We start from the raw sequence: 26,879 nt of genomic DNA on the forward strand, positions 1-26,879 counted from the left end.
AGCGAGTAACAAATTCAAACAGGATACCGTTATGAACCTGAACACAGATTCACTCTCCGCTGTTCTGGCCCGCCGCGACTGGGAGAATCCCGGCGTCACGCAGCTCAACCGGCTGGAAGCACATCCGCCGTTCTGTAGCTGGCGCTCAGCGGATGATGCACGTACCAATCAGCGTTCGAGTCAGTTACGCTCGCTGAATGGCCAGTGGCAATTTGCCTGGTTTGCCGCGCCGGAGGCTGTCCCAGAAAGCTGGCTGACAAGCGATCTGCCACAGGCAGACATCATCAACGTCCCCTCTAACTGGCAGATGGCCGGTTATGATGCGCCAATTTATACCAACGTCACCTACCCAATCCCGGTGAATCCCCCGTACGTTCCGGCACAGAACCCGACAGGATGTTACTCGCTCACATTTAATATTGAAGACGCGTGGTTAGAGGAAGGTCAGACGCGCATTATTTTTGACGGCGTGAACTCCGCGTTTCATCTGTGGTGCAACGGTCGCTGGGTCGGCTACGGTCAGGATAGCCGTCTGCCGTCTGAGTTTGATCTTAGCGATTATCTGCTGCGCGGCGAAAACCGTCTGGCTGTGATGGTGCTGCGCTGGAGCGACGGCAGCTATCTGGAAGACCAGGACATGTGGCGCATGAGCGGCATTTTTCGCGATGTCTCCCTGCTGCATAAGCCCACTACGCAAATCCGCGACCTGCGCATTAATACCCGTTTTAATGACGACTTCAGCCGCGCCACGCTGAAAGCGGAAGTCAGAGTGGGTGGCAACGAGAACGAAGATTTACGCGTCACCCTGCAATTGTGGGAAAGTGAAACGCTCACCCACGAAACGACCTCACCGCTCGGCAGCGAGATCATTGATGAACGCGGCGCTTATCATGACCGGGTGACTCTGCGTCTGAACGTCGAAAAACCGGCGCTATGGAGTGCCGAAACGCCCAATCTGTACCGCGCCGTTGTGCAGTTACACACCGCAGGCGGAGTACTGATTGAAGCGGAAGCCTGTGACGTTGGTTTTCGTCAGGTTTGTATCGAAAACGGCCTGTTGCTGTTAAACGGCAAGCCGCTGTTGATTCGCGGTACCAACCGCCATGAGCACCATCCGGTCAACGGCCAGGTGATGGATGAGGCGACGATGGTGCAGGACATCATCCTGATGAAGCAGAATAACTTCAACGCCGTGCGCTGTTCCCATTACCCGAACCATCCGCTGTGGTACACCCTGTGCGATCGTTACGGCCTGTATGTAGTCGACGAAGCCAACATTGAAACCCACGGCATGGTGCCGATGAATCGCCTCACCGACGATCCCGCATGGTTGCCTGCCATGAGCCAGCGCGTCACGCGCATGGTGCAGCGCGATCGCAACCACCCGAGCATTATTATCTGGTCACTGGGCAATGAATCCGGCCATGGCGTCAATCACGACGCGCTCTACCGCTGGATAAAATCAGAAGACCCGTCACGTCCGGTGCAGTACGAGGGCGGTGGAGCTGATACTGCCGCCACCGACATTATTTGCCCGATGTACGCCCGCGTCGATCAGGATCAGCCCTTCCCCGCAGTACCCAAATGGTCGATTAAAAAGTGGCTGTCGATGCCCGGCGAACAGCGTCCGCTGATCCTTTGTGAATACGCCCACGCTATGGGCAACAGCTTTGGCGGCTTCGCCAAATACTGGCAAGCGTTCCGTCAGTATCCGCGCCTGCAGGGCGGATTTGTCTGGGACTGGGTGGATCAGTCGCTGACCAAATATGATGAGAACGGCAAAGCATGGTCAGCCTACGGTGGCGATTTTGGCGACACGCCTAACGATCGTCAGTTTTGCATGAACGGGCTGGTGTTCGCCGATCGCACTCCGCATCCGGCGTTATATGAGGCCAAGCATGAACAGCAGTTTTTCCAGTTCACGTTACTGCCGGGCGCTGAACGCCAGATTGAAGTGACCAGCGAATATCTGTTCCGCCGCAGCGATAACGAAGTTCTGCACTGGTCGATTGCCCTTGACGGCAACCCGCTGGCCGCCGGAGAAATCGTTCTGAATATCGCCCCACAGGGCCGCCAGGTGATTACCCTGCCGAACGTTCCGATGCCGGACACCGCAGGCGAACTGTGGTTGACGGTGCGCGTAGAGCAGCCTCAGGCAACCGCATGGTCAGAAGCCGGGCATATCAGCGCCTGGCAACAGTGGAAGCTGGAAGAGAAGCTCAGCCTGGTACGTCCATCACACGCCAGCAGCGCACCACATCTGGATGTTAGTGAGAGCAATTTTACCGTGGTGGCCAACAACACACGCTGGCAATTCGATCGTCAGTCCGGCCTGCTAACACAATACTGGATTAGCGATGAAGCCCAGTTGGTAAGCCCGCTTATTGACCAGTTCACCCGCGCGCCGCTGGACAACGACATCGGCGTGAGCGAGTCAACCCGCATCGACCCTAACGCCTGGGTTGAACGCTGGAAGGCCGCCGGTCACTATCAGGCTGAAGCAACGTTACTGCACTGTGCTGCCGATACGCTGAGCAATACGGTACTGATCACCACCGAACATGCGTGGCAGTATCAGGGTGAAACGCTGTTCATCAGCCGAAAAAGCTACCGTATTGACGGCAATGGTGAAATGCAGGTAACGGTGGATGTCGACGTTGCCAGCAGTACGCCACATCCGGCCCGCATCGGCCTGAGATGCCAGCTGGTGCAGGTCGCAGAACGAGTGAACTGGTTAGGTCTCGGCCCGCATGAGAACTATCCGGACCGTCTGGGCGCCGCCTGTTTCGATCGCTGGGATCTGTCGCTTGATGAGATGTACACCCCGTATGTTTTCCCGAGCGAAAACGGTCTGCGCTGCGGTACGCGCGAACTGTACTACGGTGCGCACCAGTGGCGCGGAGACTTCCTGTTCAACATCAGCCGCTTTAGCCAGCAGCAACTGATGGAAACCAGCCACCGCCATCTGCTGCAACCTGAGGCGGGCACCTGGCTCAATATTGATGGCTTCCATATGGGCGTCGGCGGCGATGATTCGTGGAGCCCTTCCGTGTCGCCGGAATTCCAGCTGAGCGCCGGACGCTACCACTTCCAGTTCGTCTGGGGCCAAAAATAATAATATAAGCAGGGCAGGTTGATACCTGCCCGCATTTATAGGAAGTCTGTTATGTATTATTTAAAAAACACTAACTTTTGGATGTTTGGCTTTTTCTTCTTCTTTTACTTTTTTATTATGGGTGCGTATTTCCCCTTCTTCCCTATCTGGTTACACGATGTAAACCATATCAGTAAAGGCGATACCGGCATCATCTTCGCCTGTATCTCACTGTTTTCTTTGTTATTCCAGCCAATTTTCGGGCTACTGTCCGATAAGCTCGGCCTGCGTAAACATCTGCTGTGGGTAATTACCGGCATGCTGGTAATGTTTGCCCCGTTCTTTATTTACGTATTTGGCCCATTATTGCAAGTTAATATTTTACTGGGTTCAATTGTCGGCGGGATTTACCTTGGATTTATTTACAATGCCGGTGCCCCAGCGATTGAAGCCTATATTGAAAAAGCCAGCCGCAGAAGCAACTTTGAATTTGGTCGCGCGCGCATGTTTGGCTGCGTGGGCTGGGCGCTGTGCGCCTCGATTGCCGGAATTATGTTCACCATCAATAACCAATTCGTCTTCTGGTTAGGTTCTGGCTGTGCGGTCATTCTGGCATTGCTGCTGTTATTTTCAAAAACAGATGCCCCCTCTTCTGCAAAAGTCGCGGATGCGGTAGGCGCCAATAACTCGGCATTCAGCCTGAAGCTGGCGCTGGAGTTATTTAAACAGCCGAAACTTTGGTTCCTCTCCCTGTATGTGGTCGGCGTTTCCTGTACTTACGATGTGTTTGACCAGCAGTTCGCCAACTTCTTTACCTCATTCTTTGCCACCGGCGAACAGGGTACCCGCGTGTTTGGCTACGTCACGACGATGGGAGAATTACTCAACGCCTCGATCATGTTCTTTGCACCGCTGATTGTGAACCGAATTGGCGGAAAGAACGCCCTGCTGCTGGCCGGTACGATTATGTCGGTAAGGATTATTGGCTCGTCATTCGCCACCACTGCACTGGAGGTCGTTATTCTCAAAACGCTGCATATGTTTGAGATACCGTTCCTGATCGTCGGCTGCTTCAAGTACATCACCAGCCAGTTCGAAGTACGTTTCTCGGCCACGATTTATCTGGTGTGTTTCTGTTTCTTCAAACAGTTAGCCATGATTTTCATGTCAGTTCTGGCCGGGAAAATGTATGAGAGTATTGGTTTCCAGGGAGCTTATCTGGTGCTGGGGATTATTGCGCTGAGCTTCACGCTGATTTCCGTATTTACCCTTAGCGGTCCGGGGCCCTTTTCCCGCGTTTTCACCCCAGCAAGCAAACAAGTTTGAAAACGAATAACAAGGAGGGAATATCTTCGATGAGCATGTCCATGAGAGACAGAATAAAAGCAGGCAAACTGTATACCGATATGTGCGAGGGCCTGCCGGAAGAGAGATTGCATGGAAAAGAGTTAATGTATGAGTTTAACCACACGCGTCCATCGGAGGTTGAAAAGAGGGAAAGACTGATTCGCGAAATATTTGCCTCCGTAGGAGAAAATGCGTGGATTGAGCCCCCCATTTATTTCTCTTACGGCAGCAATATTCACATTGGCAAAAACTTCTACGCCAATTTTAACTTTACCATTGTGGATGATTACACGGTCACCATCGGCGATAACGTTTTAATTGCACCAAACGTCACGATCTCAGTAACGGGTCATCCTGTTCATCATGAATTAAGAAAATCCGGAGAGATGTTTTCCTTTCCAGTCACCATCGGCAATAACGTATGGATTGGCAGTAATGTGGTGATCAATCCAGGCATAACGATTGGCGATAATTCTGTTATCGGCGCAGGGAGCATAGTCACAAAAGACATTCCGGCAGATGTCGTGGCGGTGGGAGTTCCCTGTCGGGTTCTCAGAACCATTAATGAGCGAGATAGAGAGTTCTATTACCAAAATTATAAAGTAGAGCCGTCAATTTAAGCAGTCATGCCGGATAGACCACTTATGCGGTCTATCCGGCATGGAGTTACTCTTCGATCGCCTGACGGATTTGCTGCAACGACGCGGGATCGTCAATGGTCGTTAGATCGCCAGGATCGCGGCCTTCACAGATCGCCTGGATCGTCCGTCTGAGCATTTTGCCAGAGCGAGTTTTCGGCAACTGCGACACAAACCAGACGTGCGCCGGGCGGCCAAAATTACCAATCTGACTGTCCACCAGCGCCATAATCGCCTTCTCTTCCGAATGTGCGATGTCGCGATCTTCAAGGCTGTCGCTCTGCTTAGGAATGACAAACGCGACCGCGACCTGCCCCTTTAGCGCGTCCTTCACGCCGACCACAGCCACTTCGGCAACGTTCGGATAGCTGGAAATACTCTCCTCTATCTCACGCGTCCCCAACCGATGCCCGGCCACGTTGATGACATCATCCGTACGACCAAGGATGAAGTAATAGCCGTCCGCATCGCGAATACCCCAGTCAAAGGTGGCGTACACCTGACGAGAAAACAGCGACCAGTAGGTATTCACAAACCGCGCGTCATCACCCCAGATAGTCTGGATACAGCCCGGCGGCAGCGGCCCTTCAATCACCAGCATGCCCTTTTCATTCGCTTCGCAGGGCTCACCGGTCACCTCATTGAGCAACTGCACGTTATATCCGTACATCGGCACGCCTGGGCTACCCAGCCGCGACGGGCGGTCGTCCAGCCCGCGAGCGATCGCCATAATCGGCCAACCGGATTCAGTCTGCCAGTAGTTGTCGATAACCGGGACGCCCAGCGTTTCCGTTACCCAACTGGCGGTCGGTTCATCCAGCGGCTCACCCGCCAGATACAGCACCTCCAGCGAGGAAAGATCGTGATTGCGGATTTGCGCGGTCGGGAATTTCTTCAGCACGCGGATGGCGGTTGGGGCGGAGAACATCCGGCTGACCTGATACTTCTCAACAATTTTCCACCATACGCCACAGTCTGGATACGTTGGCAACCCTTCGTAAACCACTGTCGCCATCCCCGCCAGCAGCGGGGCATACACGATATACGAATGCCCAACTACCCAGCCGATATCCGACGCGCAGAAGAACACACCGCCCGCTTTACCGCCGAAAATGGTGTCCATCGAGGTCGCCAGCGCGACCGCGTAGCCGCCAACGTCGCGCTGGACGCCTTTCGGTTTACCGGTTGTCCCGGAGGTGTAGAGAATGCAGGACGTTTCGTTCGACTCCAGCCAGGCAACCGGTACCCGTGCGCCGAGATGCTGCTGGCGCAGCGTAGCAAAGTCGAGGTCTCGCCCCTCTACCCGCGCCATTTTCGCCAGACCGCGATCGACTAATACCACATGACGCGGCTGATGCTGCGCCTGGTTGATCGCATCATCGAGCAGCTTTTTATACGGCAGGACTTTACCGCCGCGCGCCCCGGCATCCGCCGACACGATAACCACCGGTCGGGCGTCGTCGATACGCGCCGCTACGCTGTGCGAGGCGAAACCACCGAACACCACCGAATGGATCGCCCCTATACGTGCGCAGGCCAGCAGCGTAATGTGCGCTTCGGCGATCATCGGCATATAAACCAGTACCCGATCGCCACGCTGTACGCCCAGCGACAACAACATCGCCGCCGCGACGTTCACTTCGTCATACAGCTGACGAAAGGTAAACGTGCGTTCTTCTTCAGTTTCTGAAGAAACGGCAATCAGCGCCAACGCATCAGGCTGTTTCTCCAGCCAGCGGTCAATGGCGTTGTGGCACAGATTGGTCGTACCGCCGCAAAACCAGCGGGCAAACGGCGGATTACTGTGGTCCAGCACCTGCGTATACGGCTGCTGCCAGTCAATACGCTGGGCCTGCTCAGCCCAGAACGACTCCGGCTGCGTAATAGAACGTTGATAAAACTCGCTATAAGACATAATGCTCTCCTGTTGAACTTACGCCTTGCCGCACGCAGGTTTAGATTACATAAAGGTCCATATACTCATTGACCGGCATCTGCTCCAGGCGGGCTCTGTCCAGGGAGACATCCAGGATGCGCTGCTGCTGACGGGTCGGGAACTGACGCGCCAGGTTAATTTTGAACTTCTCGACCAGCTTCGGCATACCGTCGTTACGACGGCGCGCATGGCCAATTGGGTATTCCACTACCACTTCTTCAAAGCGTGAGCCGTCGGTGAATTCAAGCGTGATGGCATTCGCGATGGCGCGTTTTTCAGGGTCGTGGTAATCGGCAGTAAAGGCCGGATCTTCGAAGCAGTTAATCTTTTCACGCAGTGCATCAATGCGTTTATCCTGCGCCACGCCGTCTTCGTAATCTGCCGCCGTTAAGCGTCCGAACAGCAGCGGGATAGCCACCATGTACTGGATGCAGTGGTCACGATCCGCCGGGTTATTCAACGGGCCTTTTTTATCGATGATGCGGATACAGGCTTCGTGCGTACGAATGGTCACTTTTTCGATATCGGCAGCGGTCTTACCTGCAGCCTGTAACTGCTCGTACAGCGTCATCGCCGCTTCTACCGCGGTCTGCGAGTGGAACTCTGCCGGGAAGGAAATTTTAAACAACACGTTTTCCATCACGTACGAACCGTACGGGCGCTGGAAGCGGAAAGATTCGCCTTTGAAAGAGACATCATAGAAGCCCCAGGTTTTCGCCGTCAGTGCAGATGGATATCCCATTTCACCGGTTTTCGCCATCAGCGCCAGACGCACAGCACGTGAGGTGGCATCGCCAGCCGCCCAGGATTTACGCGTGCCGGTATTCGGCGCATGACGATAGGTACGCAGCGACTGACCGTCGACCCACGCCAGCGAGACGGCGTTGAGAATTTCATCCCGGTTAAGGCCGAGCATCTCGGCAACCACCGCCGTGGAAGCGACTTTTACCAGCAGGACGTGATCCAGACCGACGCGGTTGAAGGAGTTTTCCAGCGCGATACAGCCCTGAATTTCATGGGCTTTAATCATTCCGGTTAACACTTTTTTCATGGTTAACGGCGCTTTACCCACCGCCACCGCATTGCGCGACAGCCAGTCAGCCGTCGCCAGAATACCGCCGAGGTTATCGGAAGGATGACCCCATTCTGCGGCCAGCCACGTGTCGTTAAAGTCCAGCCAGCGGATCATCGCACCGATGTTAAACGCCGCCTGCACCGGATCGAGCTGGAACTGGGTACCCGGTACGCGCACACCGTTCGGGACGACGGTACCCGGTACAACCGGCCCCAGTAGTTTTTTACAGGCCGGATATTCCAGCGCTTCCAGGCCACAGCCAAGGGTATCAAGCAGGCAATAATGCGCGGTGTCATACGCCACCTTCGAGGTGATCTCGTAGTTCATGACATAATCAACGATATCAACGATTTCACGGTCAAATTCAGGGCGGACGTTCGAAATATGTGCAGACATAGGGTACATTTCCTGTTTTTTTATCTTTAGAGGTTTTGCATTAGCAACGTTTTTCAATCGGGACAAATTCGCGATCTTCCGGGCCGGTATAGTTGGCGGAAGGACGGATAATTTTGTTGTCCTGGCGCTGTTCGATGATGTGCGCCGCCCAGCCGGTGACGCGGGCGATAACGAACAGCGGTGTGAACATTTCAGTGGGGACGCCCATCATGTTGTAAGAGACTGCCGAGAACCAGTCGAGGTTAGGGAACATCTTTTTCGTTTCCCACATCACCTCTTCCAGACGGTCGGCAATGTTGTACATTTTCAGCGAACCGCCCTCCTGAGAAAGCTGTTTCGCCACACGCTTGATCACCTGATGACGCGGGTCGGCGATGGTGTAAACCGGGTGACCAAAGCCAATCACCACTTCTTTGTTTTCAACGCGTTTACGGATATCCGCTTCGGCTTCATCCGGCGTTTCGTAGCGCTGCTGGATCTCCAGCGATACTTCATTCGCGCCGCCGTGTTTCGGCCCACGCAGTGCGCCAATCGCGCCGATAATCGCGGAGTACATATCAGAGCCAGTTCCCGCAATCACACGCCCCGTGAAGGTAGAAGCGTTAAACTCGTGCTCGGCGTACAGCACTAGCGAAATGTGCATCGCCTTTTCCCAGCTTTGTGATGGCTTCTCACCATGCAGCAAATGCAGGAAGTGACCGCCAATAGAATCATCGTCGGTTTCCGGCTGAATGCGCTCGCCGTTATGGCTGTAGTGATACCAGTACAGGAGGATAGAACTGAGCGAAGCCAGCAGTTTGTCGGCAATATCGCGTGCGCCGGAGACGGTATGTCCTTCTTTTTCCGGCAGCGTACAACCCAGCGCGGAAACACCAGTGCGCATCACGTCCATCGGATGCGAGGCGGCAGGCAGCGCTTCCAGTACGGTACGCACGTTAGCGGGCAATCCGCGCAGCGCTTTCAGTTTGCTTTTATAGGCGGTGAGCTCATCGCGGGTGGGTAATTTCCCGTGAATCAGCAGATGCGCAACTTCTTCAAATTCACACTGTTGCGCCAGGTCAAGAATATCGTAGCCACGATAGTGCAGATCGTTACCGCTTTTACCCACGGTACATAAGGCAGTATTTCCGGCAGCGACGCCTGACAGCGCAACCGATTTTTTGGGTTTAATGACATGGGTACTATTTTGCAGGATCGTTGTGTCGCTCATGTTGTCCTCGTCATTATTGTAATATGTAGGGTACTAATTTATTGCCGGATGGCGGCTACGCCTTATCCGGCCTACGACGGTTACTTTTTTGTGTACAACGCGTCGAGTTTCTCTTCGAACTGGTAGTAATTGATGCTTTCATACAGCTCGTTGCGCGTCTGCATAATGTCGATAACGTTCTTTTGCGTACCTTCCTGACGCAGCACGTTGTAAACCTTCTCCGCCGCGCGGTTCATGGCGCGGAAAGCTGACAGCGGGTATAGCGCCATCGCAACGTTCGCGCTGCGCAGTTCATCGGTGGTAAACAGCGGTGTGGCGCCAAATTCAGTAATGTTGGCGAGAATTGGTACCTGTACCGCATCGGCAAACTGGCGGTACATCGCAAGTTCGGTAATGGCTTCCGGGAACAGCATGTCAGCGCCCGCTTCGACATACGCCTGGGCACGATCGATGGCAGCCTCTAGCCCTTCCACCGCCAGCGCATCGGTCCGCGCCATAATCACAAAGTTGGGATCGGTGCGCGCATCAACGGCTGCGCGGATCCTGTCGACCATCTCTTCTTTCGAGACGATCGCCTTGTTCGGGCGATGACCGCAGCGCTTGGCGCCGATCTGATCTTCAATATGCAGCGCAGCAGCACCCGCTTTGGAAATCGACTTGACGGTACGCGCCACGTTGAATGCAGACGATCCAAAACCAATATCCGCATCCACCAGCAATGGCAGCGGGCAAACATCCGTAATGCGACGAATATCAGTCAGCACATCATCAAGGGTAGAAATGCCGAGATCCGGCAGACCCAGCGACCCCGCAGCGACACCGCCGCCGGAGAGATAAATCGCTTGATACCCGGCACGTTGAGCCAGCAGAGCGTGGTTGGCGTTGATGGTGCCAACGATTTGTAATGGGTTTTCTTTAGTGAGCGCAGCGCGAAACGCCAGCCCTGGGGAGTGTAGAGACATATCCCGTCCTCTTGTTATCAACTTGTTATCGTTCGTTGATATTTCTAAAGCAAGGGGTATGCCAGGGAGCTTATTTTCTCTTCAATTTAATTTTTTATCTTTTAAAACAACAGATTAAATCCAATGTTTCTATTTTTGTTGCACAAAAGCGTGTCAGCTATCGTTTCATGAAACGTTCCTTCACGTTTCATTGCAACATTTATGAAACACAACTAAACCCTACTACTCGGTTCCTTAATTTTTGGGGTTAGTTATGGCAGATACGCATCTACCGCCGCGAGTGAACGACGATAAACCGGTTATCTGGACAGTCTCGGTCACCCGCCTGTTTGAACTGTTTCGCGACATCAGTCTGGAGTTCGACCACCTGGCGACCATCACCCCCATTCAGCTTGGTTTCGAAAAAGCGGTGGCCTATATCCGCAAGAAGCTGGCTACCGAGCGTTGCGATGCCATCATTGCGGCGGGCTCCAACGGCGCATATCTGAAAAGCCGTTTATCGATTCCGGTGATCCTGATTAAACCCAGCGGATTCGACGTGCTACAGGCGCTGGCAAAAGCGGGAAAACTCACCTCGTCGATTGGCGTCATTACCTATCAGGAACCCCTCCCGGCGCTTCTCGCGTTTCAAAAAACCTTCAATTTGCAGCTTGAACAGCGCAGCTATATCACCGAGGAAGATGCTCGTGGGCAAATCAACGAGCTGAAGGCTGGCGGTACACAAGCGGTAGTTGGTGCGGGGTTGATTACCGATCTGGCAGAAGAAGCAGGCATGACCGGCATCTTTATCTATTCGGCGGCCACCGTGCGCCAGGCCTTTGTCGATGCGTTGGATATGACCCGCTTGACATTACGCAGAAACGGTCAGTACGCCTCTGGCGATACGTTGCGCACTCGCTACGCGCTCGGAGATATGCGCGGTCACTCTGCGCAGATGGAACAGGTACGGCACACCATTATGCTGTACGCCCGTTCGCGTGCGCCGGTCCTCATTCAGGGCGAAACAGGAACGGGTAAAGAGCTGGCCGCACAGGCCATTCACCGTGAGTTTTTCACCCGTCAGGAGAATCGGCGCGGTAAACCCTCACCGCCGTTTGTTGCCGTCAACTGCGGGGCAATCACCGAGTCATTGCTGGAAGCGGAGCTGTTCGGCTATGAGGATGGCGCCTTTACCGGCTCTCGCCGAGGGGGACGCGCGGGCCTGTTTGAAATCGCTCACGGCGGAACCCTGTTTCTTGACGAGATAGGCGAGATGCCGCTGCCGTTACAAACCCGACTGCTACGTGTGCTGGAAGAAAAAGAGGTTACCCGGGTCGGTGGACATCAGCCGATTCCGGTCGATGTCCGGGTGATTAGCGCCACACACTGTAATCTGGAGCAGGAGATGAAACTGGGGGAATTTCGTACCGATCTGTTTTATCGCCTGAGCATTTTACGCCTCAAGCTGCCGCCGCTGCGCGAGCGGTTGCCCGATATCCTGCCACTGGCGGAAGGCTTTTTAAAACAGTCGCTGGCGGAACTGGACGTGCCGTTTTCAGAGCCTGTTCGCAAGGGGTTGGGATTAAGTCAGCCGACGTTGCTGAATTATGGCTGGCCGGGGAATATCCGCGAACTGCGTAATATGATGGAGCGCCTGGCACTGTTTTTAAGCGTCGAACCGCAGCCAGAGCTGAACGTAGATTTTTTACAGCAGCTGTTACCGGAACTGTCCGTTGTTACCACTACACCGCACATATCATCATCACTGACGCCACAGCAGGTGCTGGCACAATTTGATGGTGACAAAACTGCCGCCGCGCGGTATCTCGGAATTAGCAGAACCACGTTCTGGCGCAGATTAAAAGAAAACCCGCCGGTACAATGACCGACGGGTGTCGTATTTTTTACAGCTACACGTTATTTTTTCTTGTAAATATTCGCTGTGCCATGGATTTTGTTATCCGTTTGGCCGGAGGTTAATACCACCACGTCAGCACCTTTCTCTTCAGCTTTCTTCAGAAGGTCTTCTTTAGCATCCGAAGTAGAGACTTCATTACTCGTTGAAATATCACCGATTTTTGTATACTGAGACTCAACCTTTTCAAACTCAACCTTCGTCATAAATTCCGCGGCGTACGCGTTGGTCACAACAAAAGCTAACGCACCAATAAGTACTTTAATTCCAGTTTTCATATAAAAGCTCCAGATTTTGTTATATATGCCATCATCGACCCCTGAACATTCGACATGCGAGTCAAGGATGATTAATAAGTAGTTCAGCCTGGCAAAAAGATCCAGAGCAGGCGGAAATATAAAGAGATTTTGCGAATCGTTGATAACAGAAAACCTGTGCCGTCGCGTTATCTGACGCGCCAGGTTTGCACAAAATAATCTATGAAGTCATTTGCAAATCTCAGCGCGTTTCACTGCGCAGTGTGAGTGAATACGCAGAATGATGAACACACTAAAATTATAGTGTTAGCTGTCACTTAAGCGCTTACTAATGGAAATGTTGTCTATGGAACCTCTGCACGCCGTCGTTCTTACCATCAGCCTCTTTGTTTTAACCTTTTTTAACCCCGGCGCAAACCTGTTCGTGGTAGTACAAACTAGCCTGGCATCCGGACGACGCGCAGGTGTGATGACCGGTCTGGGTGTTGCCTTGGGTGATGCGTTTTACTCCGGCCTTGGGCTTTTTGGTATGGCAACGCTAATCACCCAGTGTGAAGAGATATTTTCATTGATTAAGATTGTCGGCGGCGCCTATCTGCTGTGGTTTGCCTGGAACAGCATCCGCCATCAGGCCACGCCGCAAATGCCCACTCTACAGCAACCGCTTTCCGCGCCCTGGTATGTGTTTTTCCGCCGTGGATTACTAACGGATTTATCAAATCCGCAAACCGTGCTGTTTTTTATTAGTATCTTCTCGGTCACCTTAAGCGCTGACACACCAACGTGGGCCAGGTTGATGGCCTGGGCAGGCATAATATTGTCTTCCGTTATCTGGCGTATTTTTCTCAGTCAGGCGTTTTCATTGCCCGCCGTGCGCCGTGCTTATGGCCGAATCCAGCGGGTTGCCAGCCGGGTGATTGGCGCCATTATCGGTGTCTTCGCGCTCAGGCTTATTTATGAAGGTATTAGCCATCGATAAGAGAGTTTAACTTGACCATCGTGAGGTAATTGTCCGTAATACCGCCTGAATTTTTAATCGCACGTTGAGTGGCAGTGAGATGGAACAGGTTGAACCGGTAAACGACACATTACTCCTTACAGAATGGCAGGCGCTGATACGACAAACATCGCCTGACGTTCACACGCTCCTCACATCGTTAAGCGATGAAGAGATCCGCCATTTAGTGACCGTTTTTTATGACTATATGCTCTCCCATGCCCAGAGCGCATTGTTCCTCAATACAGAACAGGTCAGTACCCGCCTCAGCGGCAGTATGTTTGACTGGTTACGCAGCGTGCTTGGCAGCGCGCACGAAGATCTACCGCAGCTGCTGGCCAAACAGCGAGAAATTGGCGTGGTGCATGCCCGTATCGGCCTGCCCATCGATCTGGTAAACCGCGGCGCGCGTAAGCTCAAGGATGAGCTGTATCGGGTATTGAAAACCAAAGCTGACGACTCGTCTTCCCTGTTGAGCAATGCTATCTGTTTCAGCAGCCTGGCAATGGATACTGCGCTGGAGGCCATGACCGTCTCCTATTCCCCAAGCCACCAAAACTCTCTGCATACGCAGGAGCAGTATCGCCTGCAGACCATTTACGATGACGTTAACGTCGAGCGCGAACGGCAAATTCGCTCATTTACCGACTGGGAAAATCAGTTTATCTATAACATCGCCATCGGTATGCCTTTCGGTGAGATGGTATTTCTGGCGAATTCTGATTTTGGTATGTGGTTCTCACATAAAGGAAAACACATTCTCGGCAACAGCAATCTGTTGAAAGAAATGGAATCGCTGATAGCAGAGATCGACAACCGCATGACGACCACCTTTTCGCATCAGCATCAGCCAACAGAACCTGAGAGGATGAGCCTGTTGCAGGATGTCCGCCAGCTATCGGCAAAAATCCATTTCCTGCTCGCCTCAATGTTTGACGCACTGGTTAAACAGGAAAATGGTAAAGACTCGCTGACCCAGTTACTTAACCGCCGCTTTATTCCAACCATCATGCGGCGTGAGATTTCGTTAGCGTTACATGCGCGGAAGCCCTTCACCCTGGCGATGCTGGATATCGACTACTTTAAGCAAATTAACGACAACTATGGGCATAATACTGGTGATATGACGCTCAAAAACGTCGCAGCGGTCATTTATGATCATATCCGTAGCAGCGATTACGTGTTTCGCTATGGTGGTGAAGAATTTATGATCCTGCTCGTCGAGTCAGACAAGTCGCAGGCCAGTATTATCCTCGAAACGCTGCGTATGAAGATTGCCGAGATGTGCATGGCGGCATCGGCGGCAGAATCATTGTCTATTACCGTCAGCATTGGTATCGCCGAATATGACTATCATCCCGACTATAAACAGTTGGTTGATAAAGCCGATCGCGCGCTTTATCTGGCGAAAAGTAATGGCCGCGATCGCATAGAGGTATATCAGGAATAATCTTCTCCGCCACAGAGAAATAAATACCCCGTTCAGGGTATTTATCTGATCGGCGATAAATACCGAGCTGTTATTTTTATTCAGGCCTATTTGCGTGATGAAAATAACAGCCACGTAATAAGATGTAAATCAAATACACCAAATCTGAATAGCGCTAGCATATCCCGGTGATGACGCCTTCTGAATGCAGAAGGGGAAATATGAGGGATAGTATAAAACCATGAACGGGAAGAAAAGAACGCGCTGGCAGCGCCGTCCAGGCACGATCGGAGGCAAACTGCCGTGGAATGACTGGCGCAACGCCAGCAGCTGGCGAAAAGCCACCCAGTTTCTCCTGCTGGCTATTAATATTTATATTGGCGTAACGTTCTATTACTGGGTCCGCTATTTCGAAACCGCCGGCACCAGCGTCTATATTCCAAGGCCAGGTGGTATTGAGGGATGGCTACCAATCGCGGGTTTGATGAATATCCGCTATACGTTGGAGACTGGTTTTCTTCCGCCTATCCATGCCGCCTCCATGCTGCTGTTAGTTGCGTTTATCCTGATTAGTCTGTTGTTAAAAAAAGCCTTCTGTTCGTGGTTATGCCCGGTGGGCACGCTGTCCGAACTGCTCGGCAATCTGGGGAAAAAAGTATTTGGTCGCAACTTCACGCTGCCGCGCTGGCTGGATATCCCGCTGCTCAGTCTGAAGTATTTGCTGCTGAGTTTCTTTTTGTATATCGCCCTGTCGATGCCTGCACAGGGGATTCAGTATTTTCTAATGTCGGCCTATGGCATGATTATCGACGTGAAGATGCTCGATTTCTTTCGCCATATTGGCTCCGCTACGCTCATCTTTGTTGTCGTTATCAGTGTCCTGAGCCTGTTTATTCGCAATGCCTGGTGCCGCTATCTGTGCCCTTATGGTGCGCTGCTCGGTCTGTTCTCGCTGCTCTCGCCGTTTAAAATCCGCCGTAACGCAGACAGTTGCATCGACTGCGGAAAATGCGCGAAAAACTGCCCGTCGAATATCCCGGTCGACAGACTGATTCAGGTGCGTACCGTGGAATGCACTGGCTGCATGACCTGCGTTGAATCCTGCCCGGTGGCCTCAACGCTGAGCTTCTCACTGCAAACACCACCGGGGGCGCAAGACAACGGTAAACCGTTATGGCGACAGAGGACGCTATCAGGTGTTGCCATGACGCTACTGGTGCTTGGCATTCTGTTTGCCACCATTGGTTATGCCGTTTATGCCAATGTCTGGGATACGCCAGTGCCCGATCATATGTATTTCCAGCTGATCCCGAAGGCAAAGATGATCGGCCATTAATTTTTTTATCAGTATGTTCAAAACCCTGCCAATTCTGGCAGGGTTTCCCGCCTGTCCTGCCATTTTAAGACAATTGAACTTGTGCCATCGCGCTCTCGTTTATACAACCTTAAATATCATCTGTAATAATTTTTCTATTTTGTTATGGGCGACTGGGATCAAAATAATGAACGGGATAACATCATGACTAAAATAAAACTGGCACTGCTATTACCTCTGTTTCTGGCAGGTTGTACGATGAATGACGGGGAATTAAGAAACGCTTACGCTCAGCATTATCAGCAACCTACCGCTTATGTAGATGCTTATAAACAGAAAATAGCCAGTATGGATATTCATGCGCTGGCCCAATATGCCGCCGCAGAAGATAAGAAAAAAATGCGCGGGCAGCCAAGACTGAAAATCGACGAATTTATTACCATTGAGAACGTGCAGGCGAAAGGAAATCGGGTGGTCTACGATTACTCACTGTCCGAAAGCTGGCTGGCGCTGTCCGCAGATAAACAGCGCGAGAAGCAGACCAATATGAATAAAGACCTGATCTACCGTACCTGCTCGCTGGAAACGGTACGTCTGGCGCAGGCAAAAGGGCTGGAAGAAGAGCATAACTATTACAGCCAGTACCCAGACAAAGTCGCCTTTACGCTGAGAACCAGCACGCAGATTTGTCTGCAGAACGGTTTTACACAATAGCCGCAATCACAAAGCCTGATGCGCTGCGCTTATCAGGCCTACGATTTGCACGCTGCCGTAGGCCGGATAAGGTGCCAGCGCGCAGATTGTATGCAGAACGGTTTTACACAATAACCGCAATCCACTATGCCTGATGCGCTGCGCTTATCAGGCCTACAATTTGCACGCTGCCGTAGGCCGGATAAGGCGCCAGCGCGCAGATTTGTCTGCAGAACGGTTTTACACAATAGCCGCAATCCACTATGCCTGATGCGCTGCGCTTATCAGACCTACGATTTACACGCTACCGTAGGCCGGATTAGGTGCCAGCGCGCAGATTGTATGCAGAACGGTTTTACACAATAGCCGCAATCACTATGCCTGATGCGCTGCGCTTATAAGGCCTACGATTTGCACGCTGCCGTAGGCCGGATAAGGCACCAGCGCGCAGATTTGTCTGCAGAACGATTTTACACAATAGCCGCAATCACAAAGCCTGATGCGCTGCGCTTATCAGGCCTACGATTTGCACGCTGCTGTAGGCCGGATAAGGCGCCAGCGCCGCATCCAGCTAAAACATCAGAATTTCCAGGACACACTGCCGACAATGCTGCGCTCAGCGCCGAAGTAGCAGTATGAGAGCGAGTTACAGGCTGCAACGTAGCGCTTGTCGGTCAGGTTGTTAACGTTCAACTGCGCGCTCAACCCTTTAATGCCGATATTCGTTAAGTCGTAACCAATCACCATATCCACCAGTGTGTAGGACGGCAGGGTGTGAGTATTCAGGCGATCGCTGGTAATACCGTTAACGTAGCGCACACCTGAACCCAACGTCAGGCCGTCCAGCGGACCGCTTTTCACATCGTAGCTCAGCCAGGTACTGGCCTGGTTACGCGGGGCGTACACTGCTCGCTTGCCCTGCTCTTCCGGGCTACTTTTCTTATAGCGAATGTCGGTATAGGTATACGCCGCCTGCAAACGGAAGCTATCCGTCAGTTGGCTAATTGCCTCCAGCTCCACCCCTTCAGATTCAATTTCCCCAATCGAGCGGTACGGATCGGTCGGCTCTTCTTTGGTGGCTATATTCGTCTGATTAATACGGAATACCGATGCGCTGAACTGGCTGTTGAGTCCTTCCGGCTCATATTTCAGCCCCGCTTCCCACTGCTTGCCTTTCATCGGATCCAGCAGATTGCCGTTCTCATCGGCAAAGCTGGTTGGCGTAAAGGCGGTGGAATAACTCACGTACGGCGCAAAGCCATTATCGAACAAGTAGAGCAATGCGGCGCGAGTACTAAAGTTGTTTTTATCCAGATCGCTGCGGGTATCGTTGATCTTATCAATATTAGACACGCTGACCTGATCGTAGCGACCGCCGAGCGTAATACGCCAGCGATCCCATGACATCTGATCCTGCAAATAGTAACCCGTCTGGCGCAGCTTGTGTTTCTCACGCGCATACATGTCGATGTAATCAGGCTTCGCGCCGTACACTGGATTAAAAGCGTCAATCGGCGGGAAAGCGCCGTAGTAACCGGTAGTATTGTTGCTGCGATCCTGATAGTCGATCCCCACCAGCAGACGGTGGTTTACCTGCCAGGTATCAAAGCTGCCGTCAAGCTGGTTATCCAGCGTAATCGCCGACATTTTTTCATCGGAGCCGGAGTAACCGCGATTAAGCTCGGTTTCATTCAGCCAGCCCGCCGCATACACCTGATTCAGCTCAACGTCGGTATGCAGATAGCGCAGCTTTTGCCGCACCGACCAACCGCTATCAAACATATGCTCAATGTTGTAGCCCACCATGTTTTCACGGCGATCGTATTTGTCGTAATCATCCTCGCCTTCGTAAAAGGTGTTGGAGATCTTTTGCCCGTAATGCGGAACCACGGTGCCGTCATACGGCAGACCGGAGTGGCTACCGCCTTCCGGGTCGCGGTGCAGATAGGCCATCAGATCCAGACGCGTCTGGTCGGTGATACGCCAGGTCAGGCTGGGCATCAGCGCGTAACGCTCTTCCTTCAATGGACCAAACTGCGAGTCCGCGTAACGCGTCATCCCGCTCAGTCGCGCCGCCACGCGATCGTTATCATCCAGCGCCCCGGTGACGTCAAACGCCGCGCCGCGCTGGTTATTGTTGCCGGCAAACAGCTTCACCTCACCGCCCGCATCAAACGACGGCTTACGTGAGGTCAGAGCCACAATGCCACCCGGGGAGGAACGGCCATACAGTACGGAAGCCGGGCCACGTACGACTTCGATATCTTCGAGGAACCACGGATCGACCACCAGCGAGCTGTGTGAGTTGGTGTCGCCCATCATCTTCAGACCATCAAGATAGACGTTATCCAGGCTACCGTCAGAAAAGCCACGCAGCACGATGTAGTCAAAGCGGTTGGAGGCGCCAATCTGATTGCTGTACACACCCGGCGTATAGCTGACGGCCTGCCGCACGCTGGTTGCGCCCTGCTCTTCAAACTGTTCACGGGTAACGATCGATACCGACTGCGGCGTTTCAATATCCGGCGTGGCAAGCTTCGTGGCCCCGCTCTGCATCTGCGAGGTGACAACCACCGTATCGTTTTTTGTTGTTTCCTGCGCCAGCAGAGGAAAAGCCACGCTGCCGGTAACCCATCCCACCAGCAGCGCCAAGCGAGTCTTCGCGAACATGAATATCTCCAAAGGCATGTCTAATTGTAAGTGAGAATTATTACCTTTTTGCTGGCGGAGATAGCTATGCCGGATGCCAGGTTGCCTATGCGCAGTGCCAAATTGTCAGGAAATCACGTGCGTAAAACGCAAATATGGATTAGCAAAGTTTGAGCAAATCACCGGGTGAAAAGCCGTAACGGCGACGAAAAGCGGTAGAAAAGTTGGTGGCGTGCTGATAACCCGACATCCAGGCCGCCTGCTGTACGCTATATCCTTCCAGTAGATAGCCGCGTGCACGTTCCAGACGGCAATCGCGCAGGTAGTCGAATACCGAACAGCCATAGGCTGCGCGAAACTTACTGCGCAGGCTGCTGGGACTCATCGCTGCGCGTTGGGCCAGTTCATTAAGGGTGTAGTCATTTTCGGGACTCTGCTCCAGCAGTCGGCGAACGACCTCCAGCCGCTGCTGCTCACCGCTCGCCGCAAGACGTTTACCGCTCTCGACCTGACACACGCTGAGGCCATGACCAAACAGTTGTAATATCAGCCCTTCCAACATCAGCTGACGAGAAACATGGCTAATCGTACTCTGCTGCGCGTACTGCAGCCCGCTGAGTAAAAAACCCGGCACCTGCCAGATAAGCGTCGGCGTCTGGCATCTTTCCCACTCACGCATCAACGATTCGAGCAACCCCGTGCGACACGCGCCGTCGGGATACAAACCGAGCGATAATGTCCGCAGTTTACAATCAGCATGATGACGGGCACGCATCGTCTGGTGCTCACTCAGGCGCGAGCTAAACGCCATGCCGGAGCGCACCACGTGCTCCTGTCCGTTAAGCGTCAGGATCACGCAGCCTTCCAGTACCACCAGCATATACAGAGGGCTGTCGTGACGAGAGGTGGTTTCGTAGGGTTGCAATACCTGTACGTCGGAGTGCGTCACGCACATCCCACATGGGAGAGTCATCTCCTCAATTTCACCTTGCAGAACAGGGCTGCCAGACGGTAAATCCGGCCTTTGTGCCAACTGGGGAAAGCGGTAATCGATCCCGTAGCGCTCACCAAAATCCATAAACTCGCTGACGGAGAAAGTGCGAGCGACGCGTCCGGAGGCATTCAGGGCGGTGGTATTGTTCATGCTGTCTTCTGCACAGAAAATGGGATTAACGGTTTATAACTGAAGCAACATTACCATTACCTGCGCAATACGACAATAATAATGAGAACCATTATCAATATGGGTGATTAGCAGAATAAACAGCTTAATCCAGCCAGTTTAGATCTGCCGAGGAGACACACGGCGCAGCCTCTTTTAACCAGCGATACAGCAGCTCAATATTTCTAAGCCGTGTTGAAGTCTTTGGCCAGACAAGGTAATAGCCCTCGCCAGTCGCTACCGCATCTTTAAACGGTAACGCCAACATCCCTGCCTGAATGGCCGCCAGGCTTAACAGCAGGTCGGCAACGGACACGCCATGACCGCTCATCGCGGCAAGACTGCCCTGCTCCAGGGTGTCGAACACTTTGCCTCGCGCAAGATTCAACGCCGGAAACTTCCCGGTGCGTTGCAGCCACCGACGCCAGTCACGGCGATCCGCTGAGGGATGAATCAGTTCACAGGCAGAAAGATCGCGCTGCGCCTGCACCAGCAGTGCGGGTGAGCACACCGGGATAAGCCACTCCTGAAACAGCAACCGGCTGTCGGTATCGTCACCAAAATGGCCATTCCCTAACAGGATCGCACAGTCATACGGTTCACGACCGAAGGATACCGAATCGGTATCCATCCAGACGCTGGAAATTTCGACAACCGGGGTCGGATGCGCTTCACGGAAATGACGCAGCACGTCCAGAAGCCAGCGCATCGTCAACGTAGACGGCGCTTTCAGCCGTAGCTCATGACTGCTGCTGCGAAAGGCATGACACGCGTGTTCCAGACTCTGAAACCCAGCCGTCAACTGCTGCGCCAGCCCTTGGCCAGAAGGCGTTATCTCGATACGCGGGCCGCTGCGGACAAATAGCTCGCAACCAAACCATGCCTCCAGCGTGCGAATATGACGGCTTACCGCGCCCGGCGTCACGTTAAGTTGAATAGCGGCTTTACTGAACGATCCCAGACGGGCTGCGGCTTCAAAAGCCCTCAGGGCATACAACGGAGGTAGCGTCATTCTCAGCTTCTATGTTGAGTTTTACTCACAGTAGAGCGCAGTTTTATTCGTTTTTCAATGCGCCACGCAGGCGGAATACTGATGGAAAATATCATCAGGATAATCAGGTATGAATTTCACTTTACTGGCTGCCTATAGCCTCAGCGTAGTAACCCTGCAGTTAACTCCGGGTCCTGTCGTGGCGCTGATTACCACCACCGCGTCGCAGCACGGCTATCGCCGGGCCTTTCTCACGCTGATTGGCACTAACGGCGCTTCTTTAGTATTGATTGCTCTGGCTGCACTGATGCTAGCTGGCGTGGTATCAATCTCTGCGATATGGCTTGGCGTACTGGGTCTTGTGGGATCGCTGTATATCGGTGTGATGGCGATTAGCGACCTGCGGGCCAGGGACTCACACCTCGGACTGAGTGCGCCAAAACGCGATAACAGCGGGCTTATCCATGGATTTCTGACAGGGGTCGCTAACCCAAAGGACATTTTGTTTTTCGTAGCGTTTTTTCCCCAGTTCATTGCCATTACGCAAGATTTCACCACCAGCATTCTGACGCTAACGCTGGTGTGGGTTATTTTTGATGTTACGGTGCTGTCTTTTTACATCATGGTTTTCAAACGCTGGATGCCAGAGCGGTTTGCCAGACGCAGCGTTTTTATCTCCTCCCTGTTTCTGCTCGCGGTGGCGGTGTTTGGCATTATTTATAATGTACACGCGCTACAAATGCTCTCACCCGCGATGTGATCCCCAACGAATTGTTCAGCCAGACATCTCATCTTGCACCGGGAGGAATAAAATAAGAACAAATCGACATTAACATTATTAATGGATTTATAAACCAGGATTCAGAAAATATAGACGATAACATTTTCCTGGCGTTCAACTGGCACCCTTACCCATGACAACGCATCAACGGCGACAGGTGCCATTTCATTTTCTAAGCGAAGTAAAGGCGTGTTGCCATCTGGTACAACCGTGCTTTCACCGATCTCAAGAACGCCCCGAAAAGAAATGGACACATTGTCTGGCGTATCCGACAACCTTATCCATTCAGTTGTAATCACTAACTTTCGAGTAAACATTCGCTGTCCTTTGCGCGTGGTATAAATCCGATAATTTCACAGGTAGATCAATACACTCTTTGAACAAACAGAAATTTGTCCCCCATATCAGTTAAGCATTACTTAACTGAAAGAAAATTGAAGTAATAAAACTCATTCGAAATATGTTTCACAAATTCAACCGGCAGGTTATGTTTGATGAACGTTAACTTTGCAAACTCAATATCGCCGTACACTCGAATACAGAAAGGTTTGACTATCTCGCCCTGCACGCCAAAGCACTCCTGAAGCCGGGTGTCATCCATAAAAATAAAGTCACCTTTTCTGACTTTAATACTTTCATGAAGGCCTTGCCACTTCTCCGGAGTGAGCAGAAAGCTCTCCCATCCATTATTTCTCAACACTTCAATCGTGTGAGTAAATTTAAAATAGTCGTTTTGCATTGTCACATCACCACTCGATGTGGCGTACAAATATTCTATTTTAAATTTAAGTTGTGCATTGAGGCTTTTTTTCTTCCCCTCATCAATTAACCACTGAAGCTCACTGACAATGCTCTTCGAAAATATTTTTCTTTTTTTGGCAATAGCCAGCCAATGCATAATGAATAGATGCTCTGACATTTTAGAGTAGATTTTATGATCCTTTATTGCAATACCAATTGCGACTAACGCACTCCAGGTAAAGGCTTCCAGATCATCCTGATAATGATGTCGTAACGTACTAACTCTTCCAGAATCCCTTACCACTTAAACCTGCCCAAATAAATCATCATTGTTATTCCACGTCATTCTTGTATTACTCTATTAAAAAATTACTACAACTAAAATCGCCAAAATATGATCCAGATTAACTTATCCCTATGTAATAAACGTGCAAATATAATACATCATACTTATTAATCATTAATCCGAGGTGGCTCAACAATGACTAATAAGAATAATGCGATAAAGATAAAGGTTAATAATAATCACCAGTAATCAATATCACCTTCTGTGATGAGACCGGTAAACAGATAAAGCAAACTACCGGGCATTCAGCAAGCCGGAAGTTTGCTTAGTACAGACGAAGTTAATAGAAAATACCGATGATCAGGGTATGCGTTACAAAGCCCACAATCAACGGTACGGCGGTACGTTTAACCACATCAAATGGCGTTATTTTCGCCCCACTGGAAACGGCAATCACCACGCCGGAAACCGGTGAAATTGCCCGCCCCATATGTGATGCCTGCTGCATCGGCAGGATCATGGCAACAGCGTTAGCGCCCATACTTGCCGCGATTTGCGGGATCAGCTCAACGAAAGCAAGGAATGGCGCATTACCCGATCCCATAATAATTGCTGCCGCCAGCGTCACCAGCGCAAACACCACCGCCATAGCAAATGGAGGTAATCCCACGTGCTCCGCCATCAGGATTAATTGATCAATGGCACCAATAACTTTAATCCCGTGAGCAAAAACACCTGCCGCAACCAGTAGCCCAACCACCCCGGTAAAGGCGGTGCCCATGCCTTTAAGGAAATGGCTGAATCCTTCGCATACTGACTTTAAATCACGCACCCGCAGCCACTCAATCAACATGCAGACAGCCATCGAAATGAGCACAATGGTGATAATATTCAGGTTAATACCACTGACGAACATTTCCGATGATCCCACCGCCATCAATATCGGAAGCATCGGGAGCAGCGCATAAAAAGCCGGGGCTTTTCCTGAGTCAGTCACCTCAGCGCTACCGATTTCTCGTGGTAGCGTTCCCGCTTTACGGTCGCAATGCCGCTGCCAGAAGAAATGGCAGACGCCCACGACCAGCACGGTTGCCAGCGCTGCGGGTCCCTGGTGGTAAACAACGTATTCCACCACATCCATATTGACCGCTTTAGATCCCCTGATAGCATCGATGGCCGTCGGGGTATACGCCACACCAAGCGAGGTGGCAATAACCCCAGCAGCCGAGGCCGCAGAAAGCCCTAACCCCAGCATAATGGGGAACATCGTCCCCATCAGCAACACGGCAAGCCCGGTAGCGGATGGGATGGCCAACTGCAGGAGGCTGGCGAGCAGATAGGAGAAAAATAGAAGCACATAGGGCGAACGCAGCGCGCGCAAAGGTTTCGTCACGACCCGCACAACCGCTTCATTTGCCCCGATATGATCCATGTAATGCGCAAATCCCATGAGCGCCATAATCATCAGGCCGAGATCGGCAGCACGCGTACTAAAGAGATCGCGCATCACCTCGAAAGGATCGAGAAATGAAATCCCCGTACTGGCAACGCCCTTCGGTAATACAGAACCCCATCCGGTTAACGCCGTACAAATCATCAACACCAGGCCCGCAATGAACAGCACTGGTTCAGCGCGATAACCTTTCAGTATCAGACGCGCGACCACCACGATAACCAGTAGGGCAATTAACACCTGAATCATGACTGAGCTCTCCTCTGCGCGAACTCAGCAAAGGTTTCCTCAATGACCGCTACCACCACATCGCTGGCGGCTCGCAGTGAACGCACCGGTAGATATTCATAAATTGAATGAAAGTTATGAGCACCGGTAAAAATATTCGGGCAAGGTAGTCCTTTCTGCGATAGCACTGCGCCATCATACCCACCACGCATGGCGACAGGTTGCGGGGTAATGCCACACTTCTGATACGCGCGTAACGCAATATCAATCGGGTAGTGTGCATCGCCCTGCAAACTATTGAACACATTGGCATAGCGATCGGTTAAATGGCAGACCACGCTGTTTTCTCCCCACAGCGCGCAGGTGCTGACGGCAAGCTGGCGGATATATGCCATACGCGCCTTATACCCTTCTTCGGTAAAATCCCGGATATCCAGCTTAAGCACCGTACGGGCGCTGTTACCCTGAAGTTGTTTTACCCAGTAATACCCTTCGCGTCCTTCCGTATACTCAGGCGCCTCTCCACCAGGCAGCATCGCAATAAACTTATGCGCCATCAGCAGAGAGTTCTTCAGCTTACCTTTGGCCGACATAGGGTGCGCGGACTGGCCGGTAAAGATGATTTCCGCATCACCCGCGTTCCAGTTCTCATAGACAAACTCTCCAATGCCGCAGCAGTCCAGGGTATAGCCAAAATCAGCGCCAAACGCCGCAACATCAAACGCTTTTGCTCCCCGTAATCCCTGCTCTTCATCAGGAACAAAACCGACCTTCACCGGCCCATGCTTAATCTCCGGATGCGCTACAAGGTACTCCAGGGCATTCATAATCGCGGCGATGGCGGCTTTATCATCAGCCCCTAGCAGACTGGTACCATCCGTCACCAGCAGGTCATCACCGATATAATTTTTCAGTTCCGGGAATTCACTTTCACGCAGATAAATATTCAGCTCCTGGTTCAGACACAAATCCCCACCGCTGTAGTGAAGACGTTGCGCATTTGTGTCCGCGGTCTGTTCTGCGCTGGTATCCAGATGACCAAAAAAGGAAACGACAGGGATGGTGTCATCGGTATTTCCATGTAAGGTCGCGGTCACAATAGCGGTATCCCTGACCTCAATGTTTTCCATTCCTAATGCTTCAAGTTCTACTGCAAGTAGTTTTGCCAGTTCCATTTGACCAGGTGAAGAAGGCATTATCCCATTAGCACCATTTTCCCTTGAGGTCGTGGTATTGATTTTCGTGTAGTTAATAAAGCGTTCAACAATATCCATTCCAGGAGATCCTTTAATGTATCATTTACGTGGTACTGCAAGAGAAGATCTGCATACAGCGTGGGTTGAAT

21 protein-coding genes are annotated in these 26,879 nt (G+C 52.0%); 9 read left to right on the forward strand and 12 right to left on the reverse strand.

All coding sequences use genetic code 11. The annotated features are described in order from the left end of the window. The first annotated feature begins 31 nt into the window (after positions 1-31). The 3 genes from OGX96_RS14270 to lacA are packed head-to-tail and all read left to right on the forward strand — an operon-like array spanning position 32 to position 5,061. Entirely contained in the window at positions 32-3,115 is a 3,084-nt protein-coding gene (locus OGX96_RS14270) for a beta-galactosidase (RefSeq protein WP_286583411.1), read from the forward strand. A gap of 51 nt (positions 3,116-3,166) precedes the next feature. Further along, positions 3,167-4,420, forward strand: a complete 1,254-nt coding sequence (locus OGX96_RS14275; RefSeq protein ID WP_111466016.1) for an MFS transporter — start codon at positions 3,167-3,169, stop codon at positions 4,418-4,420. Between the two features lie 29 nt (positions 4,421-4,449). Beyond that, the gene (gene lacA, locus OGX96_RS14280; protein ID WP_286583412.1) at positions 4,450-5,061 is read left to right on the forward strand and encodes a galactoside O-acetyltransferase; all 612 of its coding nucleotides are present in this window, start codon (positions 4,450-4,452) and stop codon (positions 5,059-5,061) included. A 46-nt stretch (positions 5,062-5,107) separates the two neighbouring features. On the opposite strand, the gene prpE is transcribed toward lacA, so the two are convergent. From prpE to prpB, 4 genes are all read right to left on the reverse strand, one after another. Then, positions 5,108-6,994 (reverse strand): propionate--CoA ligase, encoded by a 1,887-nt coding sequence (gene prpE / locus OGX96_RS14285; RefSeq protein ID WP_219988137.1) that lies wholly within the window; start codon positions 6,992-6,994, stop codon positions 5,108-5,110. 40 nt (positions 6,995-7,034) lie between these two features. Then, positions 7,035-8,486 carry a bifunctional 2-methylcitrate dehydratase/aconitate hydratase gene (locus tag OGX96_RS14290; protein ID WP_048214832.1) on the reverse strand — a complete coding sequence of 484 codons (1,452 nt, stop codon included), beginning with the start codon at positions 8,484-8,486 and terminating at the stop codon, positions 7,035-7,037. Positions 8,487-8,526: 40 nt separating this feature from the next. Continuing rightward, entirely contained in the window at positions 8,527-9,696 is a 1,170-nt protein-coding gene (gene prpC / locus OGX96_RS14295; RefSeq protein WP_032942476.1) for a bifunctional 2-methylcitrate synthase/citrate synthase, read from the reverse strand. Positions 9,697-9,776: 80 nt separating this feature from the next. Continuing rightward, positions 9,777-10,658: a methylisocitrate lyase gene (prpB, locus tag OGX96_RS14300; RefSeq protein ID WP_003830903.1), complete on the reverse strand. Its 882-nt coding sequence runs from the start codon at positions 10,656-10,658 to the stop codon at positions 9,777-9,779. 253 nt (positions 10,659-10,911) lie between these two features. Between prpB and prpR the strand changes: the two genes are divergently transcribed. Continuing rightward, positions 10,912-12,522: a propionate catabolism operon regulatory protein PrpR gene (gene prpR / locus OGX96_RS14305; RefSeq protein WP_286583415.1), complete on the forward strand. Its 1,611-nt coding sequence runs from the start codon at positions 10,912-10,914 to the stop codon at positions 12,520-12,522. Positions 12,523-12,554: 32 nt separating this feature from the next. Here prpR and yahO read toward each other — a convergent pair whose 3' ends face one another. After that, positions 12,555-12,830, reverse strand: coding sequence for a DUF1471 family periplasmic protein YahO (yahO, locus tag OGX96_RS14310; RefSeq protein WP_032942474.1), 276 nt, complete (start codon positions 12,828-12,830; stop codon positions 12,555-12,557). Positions 12,831-13,155: 325 nt separating this feature from the next. On the opposite strand from yahO, the gene OGX96_RS14315 reads away from it, so the two are divergent. From OGX96_RS14315 to OGX96_RS14330, 4 genes are all read left to right on the forward strand, one after another. Beyond that, on the forward strand, positions 13,156-13,788 hold the full coding sequence (locus tag OGX96_RS14315; protein ID WP_032942473.1) for a LysE family transporter: 633 nt from the start codon (positions 13,156-13,158) through the stop codon (positions 13,786-13,788). A gap of 79 nt (positions 13,789-13,867) precedes the next feature. After that, positions 13,868-15,256, forward strand: a complete 1,389-nt coding sequence (locus tag OGX96_RS14320; protein ID WP_286583417.1) for a diguanylate cyclase — start codon at positions 13,868-13,870, stop codon at positions 15,254-15,256. Between the two features lie 220 nt (positions 15,257-15,476). Continuing rightward, complete coding sequence (locus tag OGX96_RS14325; RefSeq protein WP_286583420.1) at positions 15,477-16,571, forward strand: 4Fe-4S binding protein; 1,095 nt, start codon at positions 15,477-15,479, stop codon at positions 16,569-16,571. A 183-nt stretch (positions 16,572-16,754) separates the two neighbouring features. Beyond that, on the forward strand, positions 16,755-17,264 hold the full coding sequence (locus OGX96_RS14330; protein ID WP_225623040.1) for a hypothetical protein: 510 nt from the start codon (positions 16,755-16,757) through the stop codon (positions 17,262-17,264). Between the two features lie 558 nt (positions 17,265-17,822). Here OGX96_RS14330 and foxA read toward each other — a convergent pair. The 3 genes from foxA to OGX96_RS14345 form a co-directional block, all read right to left on the reverse strand. Beyond that, a complete protein-coding gene (foxA, locus tag OGX96_RS14335) occupies positions 17,823-19,931 on the reverse strand; it encodes a ferrioxamine B receptor FoxA (protein ID WP_103014994.1) in 2,109 nt (702 codons plus the stop codon). Positions 19,932-20,052: 121 nt separating this feature from the next. Then, positions 20,053-21,036, reverse strand: a complete 984-nt coding sequence (locus tag OGX96_RS14340) for a helix-turn-helix transcriptional regulator (protein WP_071444609.1) — start codon at positions 21,034-21,036, stop codon at positions 20,053-20,055. A gap of 124 nt (positions 21,037-21,160) precedes the next feature. Further along, a complete protein-coding gene (locus OGX96_RS14345) occupies positions 21,161-22,066 on the reverse strand; it encodes a LysR substrate-binding domain-containing protein (RefSeq protein WP_048236016.1) in 906 nt (301 codons plus the stop codon). A gap of 109 nt (positions 22,067-22,175) precedes the next feature. Between OGX96_RS14345 and OGX96_RS14350 the strand changes: the two genes are divergently transcribed. Next, complete coding sequence (locus OGX96_RS14350) at positions 22,176-22,805, forward strand: LysE family translocator (protein WP_286583424.1); 630 nt, start codon at positions 22,176-22,178, stop codon at positions 22,803-22,805. 101 nt (positions 22,806-22,906) lie between these two features. On the opposite strand, the gene OGX96_RS14355 is transcribed toward OGX96_RS14350, so the two are convergent. The 4 genes from OGX96_RS14355 to pepT all read right to left on the reverse strand — a co-directional run bounded on the left by OGX96_RS14355 (position 22,907) and on the right by pepT (position 26,808). Next, a complete protein-coding gene (locus tag OGX96_RS14355; RefSeq protein ID WP_020996594.1) occupies positions 22,907-23,143 on the reverse strand; it encodes a hypothetical protein in 237 nt (78 codons plus the stop codon). Between the two features lie 98 nt (positions 23,144-23,241). Further along, entirely contained in the window at positions 23,242-23,871 is a 630-nt protein-coding gene (locus OGX96_RS14360; RefSeq protein ID WP_048226383.1) for a DUF2913 family protein, read from the reverse strand. A gap of 322 nt (positions 23,872-24,193) precedes the next feature. Then, positions 24,194-25,555: a C4-dicarboxylate transporter DcuC gene (gene dcuC, locus OGX96_RS14365; protein ID WP_003830889.1), complete on the reverse strand. Its 1,362-nt coding sequence runs from the start codon at positions 25,553-25,555 to the stop codon at positions 24,194-24,196. Continuing rightward, positions 25,552-26,808, reverse strand: coding sequence for a peptidase T (pepT, locus tag OGX96_RS14370; RefSeq protein ID WP_286583427.1), 1,257 nt, complete (start codon positions 26,806-26,808; stop codon positions 25,552-25,554). The genes dcuC and pepT overlap by 4 nt, the downstream gene beginning before the upstream one ends. Between the last annotated feature and the right edge of the window lie 71 nt (positions 26,809-26,879).

It is taken from the genome of Citrobacter sp. Cpo100, from assembly GCF_030332595.1.
In the GTDB taxonomy this organism is placed as follows: domain Bacteria; phylum Pseudomonadota; class Gammaproteobacteria; order Enterobacterales; family Enterobacteriaceae; genus Citrobacter; species Citrobacter portucalensis.